At 71.6% G+C, this 15,893-nt stretch carries 15 protein-coding genes and 1 riboswitch; of the genes, 9 read left to right on the plus strand and 6 right to left on the minus strand.

Annotation, left to right across the window (positions count from 1 at the left end; genetic code table 11):
• Positions 1–33: 33 nt before the first annotated feature.
• Positions 34–1,320 carry a threonine synthase gene (gene thrC, locus ABTX62_RS14045; RefSeq protein WP_352116398.1) on the minus strand — a complete coding sequence of 429 codons (1,287 nt, stop codon included), beginning with the start codon at positions 1,318–1,320 and terminating at the stop codon, positions 34–36.
• Between the two features lie 15 nt (positions 1,321–1,335).
• Positions 1,336–1,491: riboswitch (SAM riboswitch) on the minus strand.
• A 180-nt stretch (positions 1,492–1,671) separates the two neighbouring features.
• Between thrC and ABTX62_RS14050 the strand changes: the two genes are divergently transcribed.
• The 3 genes from ABTX62_RS14050 to otsB all read left to right on the plus strand — a co-directional run bounded on the left by ABTX62_RS14050 (position 1,672) and on the right by otsB (position 5,237).
• Positions 1,672–2,616 carry a glucosyl-3-phosphoglycerate synthase gene (locus ABTX62_RS14050; RefSeq protein WP_352116399.1) on the plus strand — a complete coding sequence of 315 codons (945 nt, stop codon included), beginning with the start codon at positions 1,672–1,674 and terminating at the stop codon, positions 2,614–2,616.
• Positions 2,617–2,689: 73 nt separating this feature from the next.
• A complete protein-coding gene (locus tag ABTX62_RS14055; protein ID WP_352116400.1) occupies positions 2,690–4,078 on the plus strand; it encodes an alpha,alpha-trehalose-phosphate synthase (UDP-forming) in 1,389 nt (462 codons plus the stop codon).
• A gap of 307 nt (positions 4,079–4,385) precedes the next feature.
• Positions 4,386–5,237: a trehalose-phosphatase gene (gene otsB, locus ABTX62_RS14060; protein ID WP_352116519.1), complete on the plus strand. Its 852-nt coding sequence runs from the start codon at positions 4,386–4,388 to the stop codon at positions 5,235–5,237.
• Positions 5,238–5,339: 102 nt separating this feature from the next.
• Here otsB and ABTX62_RS14065 read toward each other — a convergent pair whose 3' ends face one another.
• The gene (locus ABTX62_RS14065) at positions 5,340–5,585 is read right to left on the minus strand and encodes a DUF3263 domain-containing protein (RefSeq protein WP_352116401.1); all 246 of its coding nucleotides are present in this window, start codon (positions 5,583–5,585) and stop codon (positions 5,340–5,342) included.
• Positions 5,586–5,618: 33 nt separating this feature from the next.
• Positions 5,619–6,872 carry an ABC transporter substrate-binding protein gene (locus ABTX62_RS14070; RefSeq protein WP_352116402.1) on the minus strand — a complete coding sequence of 418 codons (1,254 nt, stop codon included), beginning with the start codon at positions 6,870–6,872 and terminating at the stop codon, positions 5,619–5,621.
• 156 nt (positions 6,873–7,028) lie between these two features.
• Between ABTX62_RS14070 and ABTX62_RS14075 the strand changes: the two genes are divergently transcribed.
• From ABTX62_RS14075 to ABTX62_RS14085, 3 genes are all read left to right on the plus strand, one after another.
• The gene (locus ABTX62_RS14075) at positions 7,029–7,970 is read left to right on the plus strand and encodes an ROK family protein (protein WP_352116403.1); all 942 of its coding nucleotides are present in this window, start codon (positions 7,029–7,031) and stop codon (positions 7,968–7,970) included.
• 80 nt (positions 7,971–8,050) lie between these two features.
• On the plus strand, positions 8,051–9,181 hold the full coding sequence (nagA, locus tag ABTX62_RS14080) for an N-acetylglucosamine-6-phosphate deacetylase (RefSeq protein WP_352116404.1): 1,131 nt from the start codon (positions 8,051–8,053) through the stop codon (positions 9,179–9,181).
• A 120-nt stretch (positions 9,182–9,301) separates the two neighbouring features.
• On the plus strand, positions 9,302–10,231 hold the full coding sequence (locus ABTX62_RS14085; protein ID WP_352116405.1) for a 1-phosphofructokinase family hexose kinase: 930 nt from the start codon (positions 9,302–9,304) through the stop codon (positions 10,229–10,231).
• 232 nt (positions 10,232–10,463) lie between these two features.
• Here the strand turns inward: ABTX62_RS14085 and ABTX62_RS14090 are convergent, their stop codons facing one another.
• Complete coding sequence (locus ABTX62_RS14090) at positions 10,464–11,399, minus strand: carbohydrate-binding protein (protein ID WP_352116406.1); 936 nt, start codon at positions 11,397–11,399, stop codon at positions 10,464–10,466.
• Between the two features lie 117 nt (positions 11,400–11,516).
• Positions 11,517–13,175, minus strand: a complete 1,659-nt coding sequence (cdgB, locus tag ABTX62_RS14095; protein ID WP_352116407.1) for a diguanylate cyclase CdgB — start codon at positions 13,173–13,175, stop codon at positions 11,517–11,519.
• Between the two features lie 354 nt (positions 13,176–13,529).
• Here cdgB and ABTX62_RS14100 point away from each other — a divergent pair, with 354 nt between their 5' ends.
• Positions 13,530–14,114 (plus strand): flavin reductase family protein, encoded by a 585-nt coding sequence (locus ABTX62_RS14100; protein ID WP_352116408.1) that lies wholly within the window; start codon positions 13,530–13,532, stop codon positions 14,112–14,114.
• A 102-nt stretch (positions 14,115–14,216) separates the two neighbouring features.
• Complete coding sequence (locus ABTX62_RS14105; RefSeq protein ID WP_352116409.1) at positions 14,217–14,684, plus strand: GNAT family N-acetyltransferase; 468 nt, start codon at positions 14,217–14,219, stop codon at positions 14,682–14,684.
• A 28-nt stretch (positions 14,685–14,712) separates the two neighbouring features.
• Here the strand turns inward: ABTX62_RS14105 and arfB are convergent, their stop codons facing one another.
• Complete coding sequence (gene arfB / locus ABTX62_RS14110; protein ID WP_352116410.1) at positions 14,713–15,150, minus strand: alternative ribosome rescue aminoacyl-tRNA hydrolase ArfB; 438 nt, start codon at positions 15,148–15,150, stop codon at positions 14,713–14,715.
• Between the two features lie 160 nt (positions 15,151–15,310).
• Between arfB and ABTX62_RS14115 the strand changes: the two genes are divergently transcribed.
• Positions 15,311–15,886 carry a TerD family protein gene (locus ABTX62_RS14115; protein WP_283973494.1) on the plus strand — a complete coding sequence of 192 codons (576 nt, stop codon included), beginning with the start codon at positions 15,311–15,313 and terminating at the stop codon, positions 15,884–15,886.
• Positions 15,887–15,893 lie beyond the last annotated feature (7 nt).

Genomic DNA, 15,893 nt, shown 5'->3' on the forward strand with positions numbered 1-15,893 from the left:
CCAGCCCCCACGGCCCGCAGCGAACAACGACGCTCAGACGAGCCCGGCCTCACGGAACGACTCGAGGTTGGGGCGAATGGTCGCCGTCAGACCCGTGCCCGCCACCGCGTCCAGCGTCTTGAGTCCATCGCCGGTGTTGAGCACGACAGTGGTCCTGGTGGGGTCGAGCAGCCCGTTCTCCAGCAGCTTCTTCGTCACACCCACCGTCACCCCACCGGCGGTCTCCGCGAAGATCCCCTCGGTCCGAGCCAGGATCTTGATCGCCTCGACGACCTGCTCGTCGTTCACGTCCTCCACCGCACCGCCCGTCCGCCGCGCGATGTCCAGCACATACGGCCCGTCCGCGGGATTGCCGATCGCCAGCGACTTGGCGATCGTGTCCGGCTTCTGCGGGCGCACCACGTCGTGCCCGGCCTTGAACGCCGTGGACACGGGCGAGCAGCCGAGCGCCTGCGCGCCGAAGATCTTGTACGGCTTGTCCTCGACCAGACCGAGCTTGATCAGCTCCTGGAGACCCTTGTCGATCTTCGTGAGCTGCGAGCCGGAGGCAATCGGCACCACGATCTGGTCCGGCAGCCGCCAGCCGAGCTGCTCGCAGATCTCGTACGCCAGGGTCTTGGAACCCTCCGCGTAGTACGGCCGGAGGTTGACGTTGACGAAGCCCCAGCCCTCCCCGGCCGGGTCGCCGATCAGCTCGGAGCAGAAGCGGTTCACGTCGTCGTAGTTGCCCTGGATGCCGACGAGCTCGCCGCCGTAGACCGCGGCCATGACGACCTTGCCCTGCTCCAGGTCGTGCGGGATGAACACGCAGGAGCGGAAACCGGCGCGGGCCGCCGCGGCACCCACCGCACCGGCGAGGTTGCCGGTGGAGGAGCAGGAGAGCGTGGTGAAGCCGAAGGCGCGGGCGGCCTCGATGGCCTGGGCGACGACGCGGTCCTTGAAGGAGTGCGTCGGGTTGCCCGAGTCGTCCTTGACGAACAGCTTGCCGGCGTCGACGCCCAGCTCGCGCGCGAGGTTGTCGGCCTTGACGAGCTTGGTCCAGCCCGGGTTGATGTTCGGCTTGTCCGCCACGTCGGCCGGGACCGGCAGCAGCGGGGCGTAACGCCAGATGTTCGCGGGGCCCGCTTCGATGCGCTTGCGGAGCTCCTCGGCGTCGTAGGACGAGAAGTCGTAGGCGATCTCCAGCGGACCGAAACACTCCTCGCACGCGAAGACCGGGCCGAGGGGGACGCGGTGACCGCACTCGCGGCAGCTGAGCGCCGCGGCGGGACCGAGGTCTACGGTGGAGTCAGTGGTGCTTGCGACAGTCTGCACAGCCATGTGAGGCGAGGCCCTTCCTCATCTTCCTCACGACGCGTTTCGCCGTGAGACGGATTTGGCACCTTCCCTAGCCGGGAGCCTCGCGATGTGGTCGCCAGTGACCTACGAGAACCGACTGGAGGGTTGCCGGGGCTTCATCGGGCCGTATCCCTCTGCCCCTCTGGATGAGCTGTATGTGGTTGTAGGCGGCGGGTGACCCCGGACATGCGATGGTCATCCGCGTTGTTCAAGACTGTAACCGACGACCAGGACAGTTGAGATAGTCGTCCGAACCGCGAGATGACTGTACCCGTCAGCCGCTAGCGCGGCGGGCAGTCCGTCCCGCCTGAAGTACGCAGAGGAGCCGCCACGGTGCTGGAAGAAGTCGAGCGGTGGCTGAGCACCCGTTCCTGGTCCGCGAACGATCGCCCGCTCCACCGGATCCTGGCCGCCAAGCAGCGCACGGGCCGGACGGTCAGCGTCGTGCTGCCCGCGCTCAACGAGGAGGCGACGGTCGGTGACATCGTCGCCGTCATCCGCCACGACCTGATGCGGCAGGTCCCGCTCGTCGACGAGCTGGTCGTCGTCGACTCGGGGTCGACCGACCGCACGTCCGAGGTGGCCGCGGCCGCGGGCGCGCGGGTGGTGCACCGCGACGGGATACTCCCGCGCCTGCCCGCCGCGCCCGGCAAGGGCGAGGTGCTGTGGCGCTCCCTGCTCGTCACCCGCGGGGACATCGTCTGCTTCGTCGACGCGGACCTCAGGGACTTCTCGTCCGACTTCGTCTCCGGGATCGTGGGCCCGCTGCTCACCGAGCCGGACGTGGACCTGGTGAAGGCCATGTACGACCGTCCGCTGGCCGGTGCGGCCGGGCAGGGCGGCCGGGTCACCGAACTGATGGCGCGCCCGCTGCTCAACATGCACTGGCCGCGGCTGGCCGGCTTCGTGCAGCCGCTCGGCGGCGAGTACGCGGCCCGCCGCTCCCTGCTGGAGCGGCTGCCGTTCCCCGTCGGCTACGGCGTGGAGCTGGGCATGCTCGTCGACGCCCTGCACCTGGCGGGCCTGGACGCCCTCGCCCAGGTGGACGTCGGGATGCGCAAGCACCGGCACCAGGACGGGCAGGCGCTGGGCCGGATGGCCGCCGCGATCTACCGCACGGCCCAGCTGCGGCTGGCCCGCGGGCACATGATCCGGCCGTCCCTCACGCAGTTCGAGCGCGGCGAGGACGGCTTCGAGCCCCGGACGTACCGCGTGGACACCGAGGAACGTCCGCCGATGGTGGAGATCGCCGAATACCAGGCGCGGAGAGCGGCCTGACCGGGCCCGTTTTCGGCCGCGCGCGGCAGATCCGTACGTTTGAGCGTTTCCGGGCCGGGCTAGGTTGAGGTCTATGGCTTCAACGTACGGTGCTGCGCAGGTTCTGGTGGCCTCCAACCGCGGTCCGGTCTCGTACACGGTGGGCGAGGACGGTTCGCTGGACGCCAGACGGGGTGGCGGCGGCCTGGTCTCCGGGCTCTCCGCGATCGGTTCGGACGCGGACGCGCTGTGGGTGTGCTCGGCGCTGTCCGACGGCGACCGGGAGGCGGTGCGGCGCGGCGTCGGCGCGGACGGCGTGCGGATGCTGGACATCCCGGCCGATGTGCACGCCGACGCGTACAACGGCATCGCCAACTCGGTCCTGTGGTTCGTCCACCACATGCTGTACCAGACGCCCCTGGAGCCGGTCTTCGACGCGGAGTTCCGGCGCCAGTGGGCGTCCTACGAGACGTACAACCGGGCGTTCGCCGAGGCGCTGGCCGAGGAGGCGGCGCGGGGCGCGGCGGTCGTGGTGCAGGACTACCACCTGACGCTGGTGCCGGGCATGCTCCGCGAACTGCGCCCGGACCTGAGGATCGGCCATTTCTCGCACACGCCGTGGGCGCCGCCGGAGTACTTCCGGATGCTGCCGGACGACGTGGCCGGGCAGGTGCTGCGCGGCATGCTCGGCGCGGACCGGCTGGGCTTCCTCACCGAACGCTGGGCGGAGGCGTTCACCGCGTGCGCCGAGAAGTTCGCCGGCGGGCTCGGCGGCACGCGGGTGGGGGTGCACGGACTGGGGGCCGACGCGGACTTCCTGCGCGAGCGGGCCCACCAGCCGGACGTCGAGGAGCGGATGACCGCGCTGCGGCAGGAGATCGGCGAGGGCCGCCGCACCATCGTCCGCGTCGACCGCACCGAGCTGTCCAAGAACATCGTGCGCGGCCTGCTGGCGTACCGCCGGCTGCTGGAGGCCCACGCCGAGTGGCGCGAGCAGGTGGTGCACGTCGCCTTCGCGTACCCCTCGCGACAGGACCTCGCCGTCTACCGGGACTACACGGCCGAGGTGCGGCGGGTCGCGGACGAGATCAACGCCGAGTACGGCACGCCGGGCTGGAAGCCGGTCGTGCTGCACGTCAAGGACGACTTCGCCCGCTCGCTGGCCGCCTACCGGCTGGCCGACGTGGCTCTCGTCAACCCCATCCGCGACGGCATGAACCTCGTCGCCAAGGAGGTCCCGCTCCTCTCCGACGCGGGCTGCGCGCTGGTGCTGTCGCGGGAGGCCGGGGCGCACGAGGAGCTGGGCGAGGACGCGATCACGGTGAATCCCTACGACGTCACGGGCACGGCGGAGGCCCTGCACGAGGCCCTGTCGATGCGCCCGGAGGAACGCGCCGAGCGCTGCAAGCGCCTGGCCGCGGCGGCGACGGCGCTGCCGCCGGCGCAGTGGTTCGTGGACCAGCTCGCAGCGTTGAGGGGCTGAGGGCCGGATGAGCAGCCAGACGAGCGGAGGCGCCACGCCCCGGCCGAGTGGGCCGGATGTTCCCACCCGGCCGGATGGGGCGGACGCTCCCACCCGGCCGGACGGACCGGACGCCCCCACCTCGCCGGACGGACGGGACGCTCCCGCCCCGCCGGACGGACGGGACGCTCCCAACCAGCCGAACGGGCCGGACGCTTCCACCCCGCCGGACGGACCGGACGCCCCCAACCAGCCGAACGGACTGGACGCCTCCACCCCGCCGGACGAACCGGACGCCCCCAACCGGCCGAAGGGGCCGGACGCTTCCATCCGGCCTGGCGGGTCGGACACGCGCGGTGCCGAGCCCTTGCCCACGCCCGTCACGCGGGCCGGGCAGGAGGGGCTCGCCGCCCTCCTCGCGCGCCCGGACAAGGCGCTGATCGCGCTCGACTTCGACGGGACGCTCGCGCCGATCGTGGCCGACCCGGAACGGGCCCGGGCCCACCCGGGGGCGCTGCCCGCGCTGGCCGCGCTCGCGCCGAAGGTGGCCGCCGTGGCGGTGATCACCGGTCGGCCGGCCGCGGTCGCGGTGCGCAACGGCGGCTTCGCGGGCACACCGGGGCTGGAGCGCCTCGTCGTCCTCGGCCACTACGGCGCCGAGCGGTGGGACGCCCGCAGCGGCAAGGTCACCGCCCCCGACCCGCACCCCGGCGTCCACGCCGTCCGCGCCGAGCTGCCCGTGCTCCTCGAAGGGACCGGGACCTGGGTGGAGGACAAGGGCCGGGCCGTGGCCGTGCACACCCGCCGGGCCCCCGACCCGCAGGCAGCCTTCGAGGCCCTGCGCGTACCGCTCACCGCCCTGGCGACCCGGCACGGCCTGATCGTGGAGCCCGGCCGCATGGTCCTCGAACTGCGCCCGCCCGGCATCGACAAGGGCGTCGCGCTCACCGGGTTCGCCCGCGAGATCGGCGCCGGGTCCGTCCTCTACGGCGGGGACGACCTGGGCGACCTGCCCGCCTACGCCGCCGTCGACACCCTGCGCGCGGACGGCACCCCGGGCCTGCTGGTGTGCAGCGGCAGCGACGAGGTGACCGAGCTCAGAGAGCGGGCGGACTTGGTGGTGAACGGCCCGGAGGGCGTCGTAGACCTGCTGGCCGCGCTGGCGAACCGGACCGACTGAACGGGCACGCACCCCAGGGGCGCGGGGAACTGCGCGAACGACCACAACGCAGCCGCACCCCGCGACGGGGCGCAAGCCCGCCGACCCTCAGCGTTCCGACCCTCAGCGTTCCGACCGGCGCGTCTCCCGTATCCGCCGCAGCCGGTTCACCGTCACCGGGTCGTGGGACAGGGCCCGGGGGTCGTCCAGCAGGGCGTTGAGGACCTGGTAGTAGCGCACGGGGGCCAGGCCCAGCTCCTCGCGTATGGCCCGCTCCTTCGCGCCGGGCCCGGAGAAGCCGCGGCGTTCCAGCGCGAGGATGTCCTGCTCCCTGCGCCCGAGCCGCGTCCCGTCGTACTCCTCGTCCATGACCGGCACGGTAGCGCCCGCCACCGACAGCGCCTACTCCGCGCTCTCCGCCCGGACCGCCGACGCCTGGAGGTGGCCCAGGATGCCCGAGGGACTCGCGCCGGGCGCGACGGCCTTGCCGATCTGCTGCTTGACCCGGGAACTGACGGCGGCCCAGGACGTCTTGCCGACCGGGTAGAGCTCGGAGGCCAGCAGTTCCTCCAGGAACGGCCTGAGGTGCCGGTCCTCGCCGGAGGAGGCCATGGTGCCGGACGCGGAGGTGGTGACCGGCAGCAGGTCGTACTCGCGGGAGAAGGCCAGCACGTTCTTCTCGCTGTAGACGAAGTCGAGGAACCCGCCCACCTGGTCGCGGTTGCCGTTCTTGCGGAACGCCGTCATCCAGTCGGTGACACCGAGGGTGGACCTGCTGGGGCCCTCCTTCCCCGGCGTGGGCACCATCCCGTACTCGACGCCGTTCTTGGCGGCGATCTTCATCAGCGAGGGGTGGCCGTTGAGCATGCCGACCTCGCCCTTGGCGAAGGCGGCGAACGCCGCGGCCCGGTTCAGCTCACCCGGGGCGACCGGCCCGGTCAGGTCCTTGCCGACCAGGTCCTCCTTCAGCCAGGAGAAGGTGTCGATGTTCTCCGGGGAGTCGATGCCGTAGCTGTCGGCGCCGTCGGTGTAGCCGCCCCCGCCGCTGAGCATCCACTGCATGGTCTCGGCCTGCGCCTCCTCCGGGCCGAGGGGCAGCGCGTACGGGTACTTCACACCCTTGGCCTTCAGCGCCTCGGCGTCCTCGGCCAGGTCGTCCCAGGACTCGGGTGGGGTGATGCCGGCCTTGGCGAAGAGGGTCTTGTTGTAGAAGAGGACGCGCGTGGAGGCGGCGAACGGCAGGCCGTACTGCACGCCCTTCACCTGGCCCGCGGAGGCCAGCTGCCCGACGAAGTCGGCCTGCGTCCGTATGGAGAGCAGGTCGTCGGCCTTGTAGAGCTGGTCCTGGGCGGCGTAGTCGGCGTACGCGCCGATCTGCGCCATGTCCGGCGGGTCACCGGCGGCGACCATCTCCCTGACCTTGCGGTCGACGTCGTTCCAGGAGTAGACGCTGACGTCGACGGTGACGTCGGGATGGTCGGCCTCGTACTCCTCGGCGAGCTTGTCCCAGTACTTCTTCGAGCTGTTGGCCGCGCTGTCGCCGTAGTCGGCGGCGACCAGCTTCAGGGTCACGTCGCCCGAGCCGTCCGTGACTCCGCAGCCGCCGAGGACCGCCGTCATGCCCAGTGCGGACACCACCGCGATCGTTCCTGCCATCCGCCGCCGCTGCACTGCTGTTCTTCCCCAACCCCGGCGTCACCCGCCACACTCGGGCGTGTCTCCGCCGTCGAAAACATTTCGATATCCGGAACAAGGTCTACACCACGCGAGTGGACTAGACCTCTTGCGGGTCTCCGGGTCACACTGTTCCCCGTGAGACATGTCATCGCCCTGGACGTGGGCGGCACCGGAATGAAGGCCGCGCTGGCCGGGCCCGGGGGCGAGGTCCTGCACCGGGCCCGCCGGGCCACCGGGCGCGCCCAGGGCCCGGACGCCGTCGTCGCGGGCATCCTCGACTTCGCCGCCGAGCTGCGCGCGTACGGCGCCGAGCGGTTCGGCACGCCCGCGTGCGCCGCCGGTGTGGCCGTCCCCGGCATCGTCGACGAGGCGCGCGGCGTCGCGCTCTACGCGGCCAACCTCGGCTGGCGCGACGTCCCCCTGCGCGACCTGCTGGCGCAGCGGCTGGGCGCCCCGGTCGCCCTCGGCCACGACGTGCGCACCGGCGGCCTCGCCGAGGGCCGTCTCGGCGCGGGCCGGGGCACGGACCGGTTCCTGTTCGTGGCCCTGGGCACCGGCATCGCGGGCGCCATCGGCGTCGACGGCCGCGTCGAGGCGGGCGCGCACGGCTTCGCGGGCGAGATCGGCCACATCGTCGTACGCCCCGGCGGGGCGCCCTGCCCGTGCGGGCAGCACGGCTGCCTGGAGCGCTTCGCCTCGGCGGCCGCCGTCAGCGAGGCCTGGGCCGCCGCCTCGGGCGATCCGCACGCGGACGCGGCGCACTGCGCGAAGGCGGTGGTCTCCGGCGACCCGAAGGCGGCGGCGGTCTGGCAGCAGGCGGTCGACGCCCTGGCCGACGGCCTGGTCACGGCTCTGACGCTGCTGGACCCCCGCACTCTGATCATCGGCGGCGGACTGGCGGAGGCGGGGGAAACCCTGTTCACGCCGCTCAGGGAAGCGATCCGCGGCCGCGTCACCTTCCAGAAACAGCCGACACTCGTCGCGGCGGCGCTGGGGGATACGGCCGGATGTCTCGGCGCCGGGCTCCTGGCCTGGGATCTCCTCGACCACACCGACCGCATGGAGGTAACGCCCTGATGGCATCGCCGCAAGGGGCGCGGGGAACTGCGCGACCAGCCACGACGCACCCGCACCCCGCTACACCGGGGACCCCCACCGTGCTCACCGGCGCGACCGTGGTGCTCCCCACCGGAACCGTTGAAAACGGCCAGGTAGCCATCGACGGCACCCGCATCACCCGGGTCACCCCGGAAAACGCCCAGGTCATCGACGTGACCGGCCACTACGTCATCCCCGGTTTCGTCGACCTCCACAACCACGGCGGCGGCGGAGCCTCCTTCACCTCCGGCTCGGCCGAGGACATCCTCAAGGGCATCCACACTCACCGCCTGCACGGCACGACGACCCTGGTCGCCTCCACCGTCACCGGCGACATGGACTTCCTCACCCGGCGCGCGGGCCTGCTGAGCGAACTGGCCGAGCAGGGCGAGATCGCCGGCGTCCACTTCGAGGGTCCGTTCATCTCCCCCTGCCGCAAGGGCGCCCACTCCGAGGCCCTGCTGCGCGACCCGGACCCCGCGGAGGTCCGCAAGCTGATCGACGCGGCCCGGGGCCGGGCCAAAATGGTCACCCTGGCCACCGAGCTGCCCGGCGGCCTCGACTCCGTACGCCTCCTCGCCGACCACGGCGTGATCGCGGCGATCGGCCACACGGACGCCAGCTACGAGCAGACGGTGGAGGCCATCGACGCGGGCGCCACGGTCGCCACCCACCTCTTCAACGCGATGCCCCCGCTCGGCCACCGCTCCCCCGGCCCGGTCACCGCGCTCCTGGAGGACGACAGGATCACGGTCGAGCTGATCAACGACGGCACCCACCTGCACCCCGCCGCGCTCCGGATGGCGTTCCGCCACGCGGGCGCCCACCGGGTCGCGTTCATCACCGACGCGATGGACGCGGCCGGTTTCGGCGACGGGCGCTACTGGCTGGGGCCGCTGGAGGTGGAGGTCGCGGACGGCGTGGCCCGTCTCGTGGAGGACGGCACGATCGCCGGCTCCACGCTCACCCTGGACCGGGCGTTCCAGCGGGCGGTCACCGTCGACGGACTGTCGGTCGAGGACGCGGTGACGGCCCTGTCCGCCAACCCGGCCCGCCTGCTCGGCATGGACGACACGATCGGCTCACTGGAGCCCGGAAAGTTCGCCGACCTGCTGCTCCTGGACGCCGATCACGAGCTGAAGGGCGTCATGCGCCGGGGTGAATGGGTGGTCGGTCCCCAACTGGGCTGATCCGTCCCGCAGTCGAGAGACGGCGGCCGACTCCAGGACTGGGCCGACCGCCGTCTCTTTGGCATGATCGGACTATCCGCGCATTCACGTCGGCAAGCACATCGGGGGAGGTCGGCCCAGGTGATCCTCACGGTCACGCTGAACACCGCTCTCGACATCACCTACCGCGTGGGGTCGCTCAGGCCGCACGCCTCCCACCGTGTCTCCGAGGTGACCGAAGGCCCCGGCGGCAAGGGCGTCAACGTGGCCCGGGTGCTCGCGGCCCTCGGACACGAGGTGGCGGTGACGGGGTTCACCGGCGGGGCGACGGGCCGGGTCGTGCGAGAGAGGCTCGCGGCGGTGCCGGGGGTGATGGACGCGTTCGTCCCGATCTCCGGCGCGACCCGCCGCACCATCGCCGTGGTCGACGAGCGCACCGGCGACACGACGCAACTCAACGAGCCGGGCCCCCTGGTCACACCCACCGAGTGGTCGTCCTTCCAGGAGGCCTACGCGGACCTGCTCCCCTCGGCGTCGGCGGTGGCCCTGTGCGGCAGCCTGCCGCCGGGCGTCCCGGTGGGCGCGTACGCGGGCCTGGTCCGGACGGCCAGGGCGGCCGGGGTCCCGGTCCTCCTGGACACGAGCGGCGAAGCCCTGCGCCGGGGCGTCGCGGCCCGCCCCGACATGATCAAGCCGAACACCGACGAACTGGCGGAGCTCACGGGCTCGCACGAGCCCCTGCGCGCCACCCAGGACGCCCGCCGCCGGGGCGCCCGCGCGGTGGTCGCCTCCCTCGGCGCCGAGGGCCTGCTCGCGGTCACCCCCGAGGGCCGCTGGCGAGCCGTCCCGCCCACCCCGGTACGCGGCAACCCGACGGGCGCCGGCGACGCGGTGGTAGCCGGCTTGCTGTCCGCCCTGACCGAACACCTCCCCTGGCCAACCCGCCTCACCAGGGCCACGGCCCTGGCAGCGGCGACGGTGACGGCACCGGTCGCCGGGGAGTTCGACCGGGGGGTGTATGAGGAGTTGCTGGGGCGGGTGACGGTGACCGGCGCGGTGTCAGCGGCCTGAGAGCCGTACACCCTCTCCGAGCACGCCCACCAGGCAGTTTGGCCAAGAAATCACCCCCGGCACCGGCTGCGGAGTCGGCACGAAGCTGGTCACTGTGAAGCCGCGCACCTACTCGGACGACACCCGTGGCACCGTCACCGGGATCGCGGTCTACGGAGGTTAGTGCGGCACAGCCCGAGCCTCAAAGGAACGGTCCGCCGGTGTACCGGCGGACCGTTCCGCTGTCCGCGCCCTACTGCACCCAGAGTTGGTCGAGCACTGCGTCACACTGATTGCCCTCGTTGCAGGCGAGCTCGATCGTGTTGGTGCCCTTGGTCAGGGTCACCGGAGCCCAGGAGGTCTGCCAGCCCTTCTCCCAGTCGCCCTTCGGTGACTTGATGAAGTTCTTCAGGCCCATGGGCAGGGTGTTCGGCTTGCCGTTCACCAGCAGCGTCACATTGGCGTCGACACCGGGGACGCTGTAGCGGGCATACAGCCGGTAGCTGCCCTTCTTCTCGATACCGTCGACCGTCCAGGTCACCTTGGCGCCGACCTGGTTGAAGCCCGTCACGTAGACCCCGCCGTCGGCCTTCGCGCCCTTGAAGTCCGACGCCGTCGTCATGCCGGGGCTGAGCCTCAGGGCCTTCGCGTCGGTCTTCGGGAGATCCTGCTCGGCCGCTCCGGCCTTGCTGGGCGAAGGGCTCGGCTTCGGGTCCTCGGACTGGGTCGGGCTCGTGCCCACCTTGTCGGACGCGTCGTCCTTGTCCTTGTCGCCGCCCAGCATGGCCACGCCGATGCCGATGACGACCGCGCCGACCACCGCGATCGCGCCGATCAGCAGACCCTTGGTGTTGGGGCCGCGGCCGCCCCGGCCGCCACCGCCGCCGGCCGGCGTCTGGTGCTGTGCGGTCTGCGCGCCACCCGGCAGCGTCTCCGGCGCCGCGTAGTGCGCGTTCGGCCGGTTGTAGCCACCCTGCTGCGGGACCTGACCGTAGGGCGCGGTCTGAGCGGCCTGCGACTGCTGCTGGCCATAGGGGCGCGTGCCGACCGCCCGCACTCGGTTGACGGAGTTCGGGTAGCCGTAGCCCCCGGACGGCGGCTGGGCTCCGTTGGCCTGCCCGTCGGCGTAGAGATAGCCGAACGGGTCGTCGTCCTCGGGCGTGCTCGCGCCGTTGTTGCCGGGCGTCATCCCTTGGTCTCCTCAGTCAGGTGCGGTGCATGCGGTACACGGGTGAGTAAGCGAGCCTACCCGCTCCCAGAGACCCAAAAGGGTGACTCAGACCGCATCAACTCACTGACCAGGGCTTCACCCGGCGCGTCTGTGTTGTTTGGGACGAGATCGTTTCTCGACGTACATCCGCTCGTCAGCGGATTTCAACACTTCGTCCGCCGTCATTCCACAGTGTGCCCATCCGATGCCGAAGCTGGCGCCCACCCGGACGGCCCGCCCCTCGGCACGGATGGGCTGGATGATCTCGTTGCGCAGCCGGACCGCGAGGTCCTGGGCGTCGGCGCGGCCGAGCCCGTCGGCGAGGATGACGAATTCGTCACCCCCGAGCCGGGCGACCGTGTCACCGTCGCGGACGCCGTTGCTCAGCCGCCGGGCGACCTCGACGAGCACCGCGTCACCCGCGTTGTGCCCGAACCGGTCGTTGATCGACTTGAAGCCGTCGAGGTCGCAGAAGAGCACGGCGAGGCCCTTGGTGCCGTCGTCGTGGTCCCCGTCCGGGGCGACGGTGTGCACATGGTGGTCGTAGGCGTCGAACGTCTCGGCGCCCTGCCGGAAGTCGAAGCCGGGCCCGACCACGTCGAACGTGGAATGGCCGTAGGCCGCGTCGACGGACTCCACGACCGAGTGCGGGGCCGTCGCGCGCTGACAGAGCCGGGCGGACAGGCGGGAGCGCAGCTCCGCGGAGTTCGGCAGGCCGGTGAGGGAGTCGTGCGAGGCGCGGTGGGCGAGCTGGAGCTCGCGGCGTTTGCGCTCCTCGATGTCCTCGACGTGGGTGAGGAGGAAGCGCGGCCCGTCGGCGGCGTCCGCGACCACGCTGTTGCGCAGGCTGACCCAGACGTAGGTGCCGTCCCGGCGGCCGAGGCGGAGCTCCGCGCGTCCGCCCTCCGCCGAGGTGCGCAGCAGGGTGCCTATGTCCTCGGGGTGGACCAGGTCGGAGAACGAGTAGCGGCGCATCGCGGAGGCCGGGCGGCCCAGCAGCCGGCACAGGGCGTCGTTGGTGCGCAGGATCCGGCCGTGCTGGTCGCCGCCCATCTCGGCGATGGCCATGCCGGACGGTGCGTACTCGAAGGCCTGCCGGAAGCTTTCCTCGCTCGCCCGCAGCGCCTGCTGCTCGCGCTCCAGGCGGACCAGCGCGCGCTGCATGTTGGCACGCAGCCGGGCGTTGCTGATCGCGATGGCGGCCTGGAAGGCGTACATCTGGAGTGCCTCGCGGCCCCAGGCGCCGGGGCGGCGGCCGTTGCGCGGCCGGTCCACGGAGAGCACGCCGACCAGCTCGCCGCTGTTCCCGCTGCCCTGCGGGCCGGGCGCGTACATGGGGGCGAAGAGCCGGTCGGCCGGGTGCCACTCGTCCTCGAAGCGGGGAGCGGGGCCGTCGGTGTACCACTGCGGGACGTCGTCGTCGTCGAGGACCCAGCCCTCGGTGTGCGGTATGAACACCAGGTCGCCCCAGTGCTCACCCATGCCGAGGCGGCGTTCCCAGGAGTCGCGCGAGCCGACCCGGCCGGTGATGAGGGCCTCGGCGGCGGGGTTCCCGGCGAAGGCGGCGACGACGAGGTCGCCGTCCGGCCGTACGAGGTTCACGCACGCCAGCTCGTACCCGAGGGCCGCCACGACGCCCTCCGCGACGGTCTGCAGTGTGTCCGCCAGGCTGCGGGCCGTGTTCATGTCGGCCATGACCTGGTGCAGTTGTCGCAGGGACGCAAGACGGACGTAGGGCTCCGACTCGGTCTCCATGCTCGCCCTCCCCCCGAGTACTCGCAGCGATTCAAGGGTCTCGTCGGCGTATCGCCCTGGCAGCTTCCCCGCCACTGAATCACAGCGCGCTGCTCACTCGGTACACAGGGTCAACAATTCCTGCCCCCTGTGACTCAAGTCACAGGCAAAGCTGAACAATTGAGTGGAGTTTCTGCGTTCTTCACATGCGGCCACCGAACGCAGACTTTGTCGGGTTGTGCACCCGTATTCCCGTCGCGCCCGTCGCGCCCGTCGTGCCCGTCGCCAGACCGCCGATGTCCGTCGCGAGTCCTAAGACCCTGATCGGGCGGGAGTCCGATGCGGGGCTCGCACGGCGGAGATTAGCGTTTCCCCGTGCCGAAAACTCCCGCCGCCACGTCCCCGATCATTCCGTCGCCCCTCTCCGGGCATGCTGAGGGGGTGAGCAACGACGAGTTCCGCGCCGCCATGTCCCGGCTGGCCTCGGGCGTGGTCCTGGTGACCGCGCAGGAGCCCTCGCTCGACCCGGACGACCCCTCGGCGCCGGATGTCGAGGACGTGGGCATGACGGCCACGGCCTTCATGTCGGTGTCGCTGGATCCGCCCCTGGTGCTGGTGAGCCTGCGTGAGGGCTCCCGCATGGACGAGCTGCTGGAGGAGCAGGAGCTGTGGGCGGTCTCGGTCCTCTCCGAGAGCCAGCGGCACATCGCGGGCCGTTTCGCGATGAAGGGCCGCCTCAGCGACCGTCTGCTGTTCGCGGACATCCCGTACACACGCGGCGAGTACACCCACGCCCCGCTGGTCGGCGGCGCCCTGGCCGTCCTGGAGTGCCGCACCGAGCAGCGCGTCCGGGCGGGCGACCACACCCTGGTCGTCGGCCACGTCCTGACCGCCCGGGTCCCGAGCGCGGAAGGCGGCCCTCTGGCGTACTTCCGGGGCCGGTACCGGCAGTTGGGCTAGGGGTTGCCGCAGGGGGACGAGCACGCCCTCGGCGTCCCGGCGCACGCGCACCCCAAGGAAACCGACTGGCCCGGGCGCGTGCGGCCCGCCCAGGGTGCGCGCATGACCACGACCGGCCCGCGCCTCGCAGGGATCACCCCCGCGAATCTCGACGCCGCCCTCGGCATCCGGGTCCGCCCCGACCAGGAGCACGTGGTCGCCCCGGTCGTGAAGTCCCTCGCCGAGGCCTACGTCCATCCCGGCATCGCCTGGCCCCGCCTGATCCTCGACGGCGACCGCCCGGTCGGCTTCCTGATGGCCTTCCTCGGCATCGACTGGTACGAGAACGGCGGCGTCCGCCGCTCGGGCCTGTGGCGGCTCAACATCGCGGCTGAGGAGCGGGGCAAGGGGTACGGCCGCTTCGCCGTCGAGGCCGTGGCGGCCGAACTGCGCCGGCTCGGCGGCACAGAGTTCTACGTCACCTGGCACCCGGGGCCCGACGGCCCGGAACGGTTCTACCTGGGACTGGGCTTCCGCCCGAACGGCGAGACCAGCGAAGGCGAGACCGTGGGCGTACTCGAGCCGGCCTGATGGCCGTCGCCGGTGGCGATCGGGAGTCCTAGCCCCAGTCCCGCGCGGAGCGCCCTCGCTTCGTCTCCGAGCGCTGCTTCTTCTCCCGCAGCCGGCGTTCGTTGATGCCCCGGGGGATCCGGGTGGGCTTGCGGGGCCGGGGCGGGGGTGCGGTCGCCTCGGCCAGGAGCGCGGTGAGGCGTACGGCGGCGGCCTCGCGGTTGCGCCACTGGGAGCGGTGCTCGGAGGACCGCACGGTGACGACCCCGTCGACCAGGCGCCCGGCCAGCCGCTCCAGGGCCCGCTGCTTCCACACCGCGGGCAGCGCCTCGGTCTTCGCCAGGTCGAAGCTCAGCTCCACCTTGGAGTCGCTGGTGTTGACGTGCTGCCCGCCCGGCCCCGAGGACCGCGAGAAACGCCACATGAGCTCGGCCTCGGGCAGGGAGACGGAGCCGCGGATGACGTGAGGACCGGACATGCCCTCCATGTTCCCGCTCCTGACCCGTCCACGTCACTCGAATAATCGCCGGTAAAGAAAGTAAAGGAGCTGGAACCTCGCGTACCCCTCTCCACGTTCATGGAGGTAGCTGTAGCTTCGATGCCGCAGTGTCTTTGCCGCACATAAACGAGGGAAGGGACTCCCAACAATGGCTGTAAGCCTGTCCAAGGGTGGCAACGTCTCGCTCACCAAGGAGGCTCCGGGCCTGACCGCCGTCACCGTGGGCCTCGGCTGGGACGTCCGCACCACCACCGGCACGGACTTCGACCTCGACGCCTCGGCGATCGCGGTCAACACGCAGGGCAAGGTCTACTCGGACGCCCACTTCGTCTTCTTCAACAACAAGGAGACGCCGGACAGCACGATCGTCCACACCGGTGACAACCGCACGGGTGAAGGCGCCGGCGACGACGAGGCGATCAACGTCAACCTCGCAGGCCTCCCCGCCGACATCGAGAAGATCGTCTTCCCGGTGTCGATCTACGACGCGGAGAACCGCTCGCAGAACTTCGGCCAGGTGCGCAACGCCTACATCCGCATCGTCAACCAGGCCGGCGGCACCGAGATCGCCCGCTACGACCTGTCGGAGGACGCGGCCACCGAGACGGCCATGGTCTTCGGCGAGCTGTACCGCAACGGCGCGGAGTGGAAGTTCCGCGCGGTCGGCCAGGGCTACGCCTCGGGCCTGGTCGGCATCGCCCAGGACTTCGGCGTGAACGTCTGACGGACGC

Origin of the sequence: Streptomyces sp. NPDC096046 (assembly GCF_040303285.1) — a bacterium.
GTDB lineage: Bacteria > Actinomycetota > Actinomycetes > Streptomycetales > Streptomycetaceae > Streptomyces.

Excerpts from the sequence above, each read along its gene's own strand:
- ABTX62_RS14105 (WP_352116409.1), top strand. The coding sequence starts at position 14,217 with ATGACCACGACCGGCCCGCGCCTCGCAGGGATCACCCCCGCGAATCTC.
- thrC (WP_352116398.1), bottom strand. The coding sequence starts at position 1,320 with ATGGCTGTGCAGACTGTCGCAAGCACCACTGACTCCACCGTAGACCTC.
- ABTX62_RS14055 (WP_352116400.1), top strand. The coding sequence starts at position 2,690 with ATGGCTTCAACGTACGGTGCTGCGCAGGTTCTGGTGGCCTCCAACCGC.
- cdgB (WP_352116407.1), bottom strand. The coding sequence starts at position 13,175 with ATGGAGACCGAGTCGGAGCCCTACGTCCGTCTTGCGTCCCTGCGACAA.
- ABTX62_RS14070 (WP_352116402.1), bottom strand. The coding sequence starts at position 6,872 with ATGGCAGGAACGATCGCGGTGGTGTCCGCACTGGGCATGACGGCGGTC.
- ABTX62_RS14065 (WP_352116401.1), bottom strand. The coding sequence starts at position 5,585 with ATGGACGAGGAGTACGACGGGACGCGGCTCGGGCGCAGGGAGCAGGAC.
- ABTX62_RS14115 (WP_283973494.1), top strand. The coding sequence starts at position 15,311 with ATGGCTGTAAGCCTGTCCAAGGGTGGCAACGTCTCGCTCACCAAGGAG.
- arfB (WP_352116410.1), bottom strand. The coding sequence starts at position 15,150 with ATGGAGGGCATGTCCGGTCCTCACGTCATCCGCGGCTCCGTCTCCCTG.
- ABTX62_RS14090 (WP_352116406.1), bottom strand. The coding sequence starts at position 11,399 with ATGACGCCCGGCAACAACGGCGCGAGCACGCCCGAGGACGACGACCCG.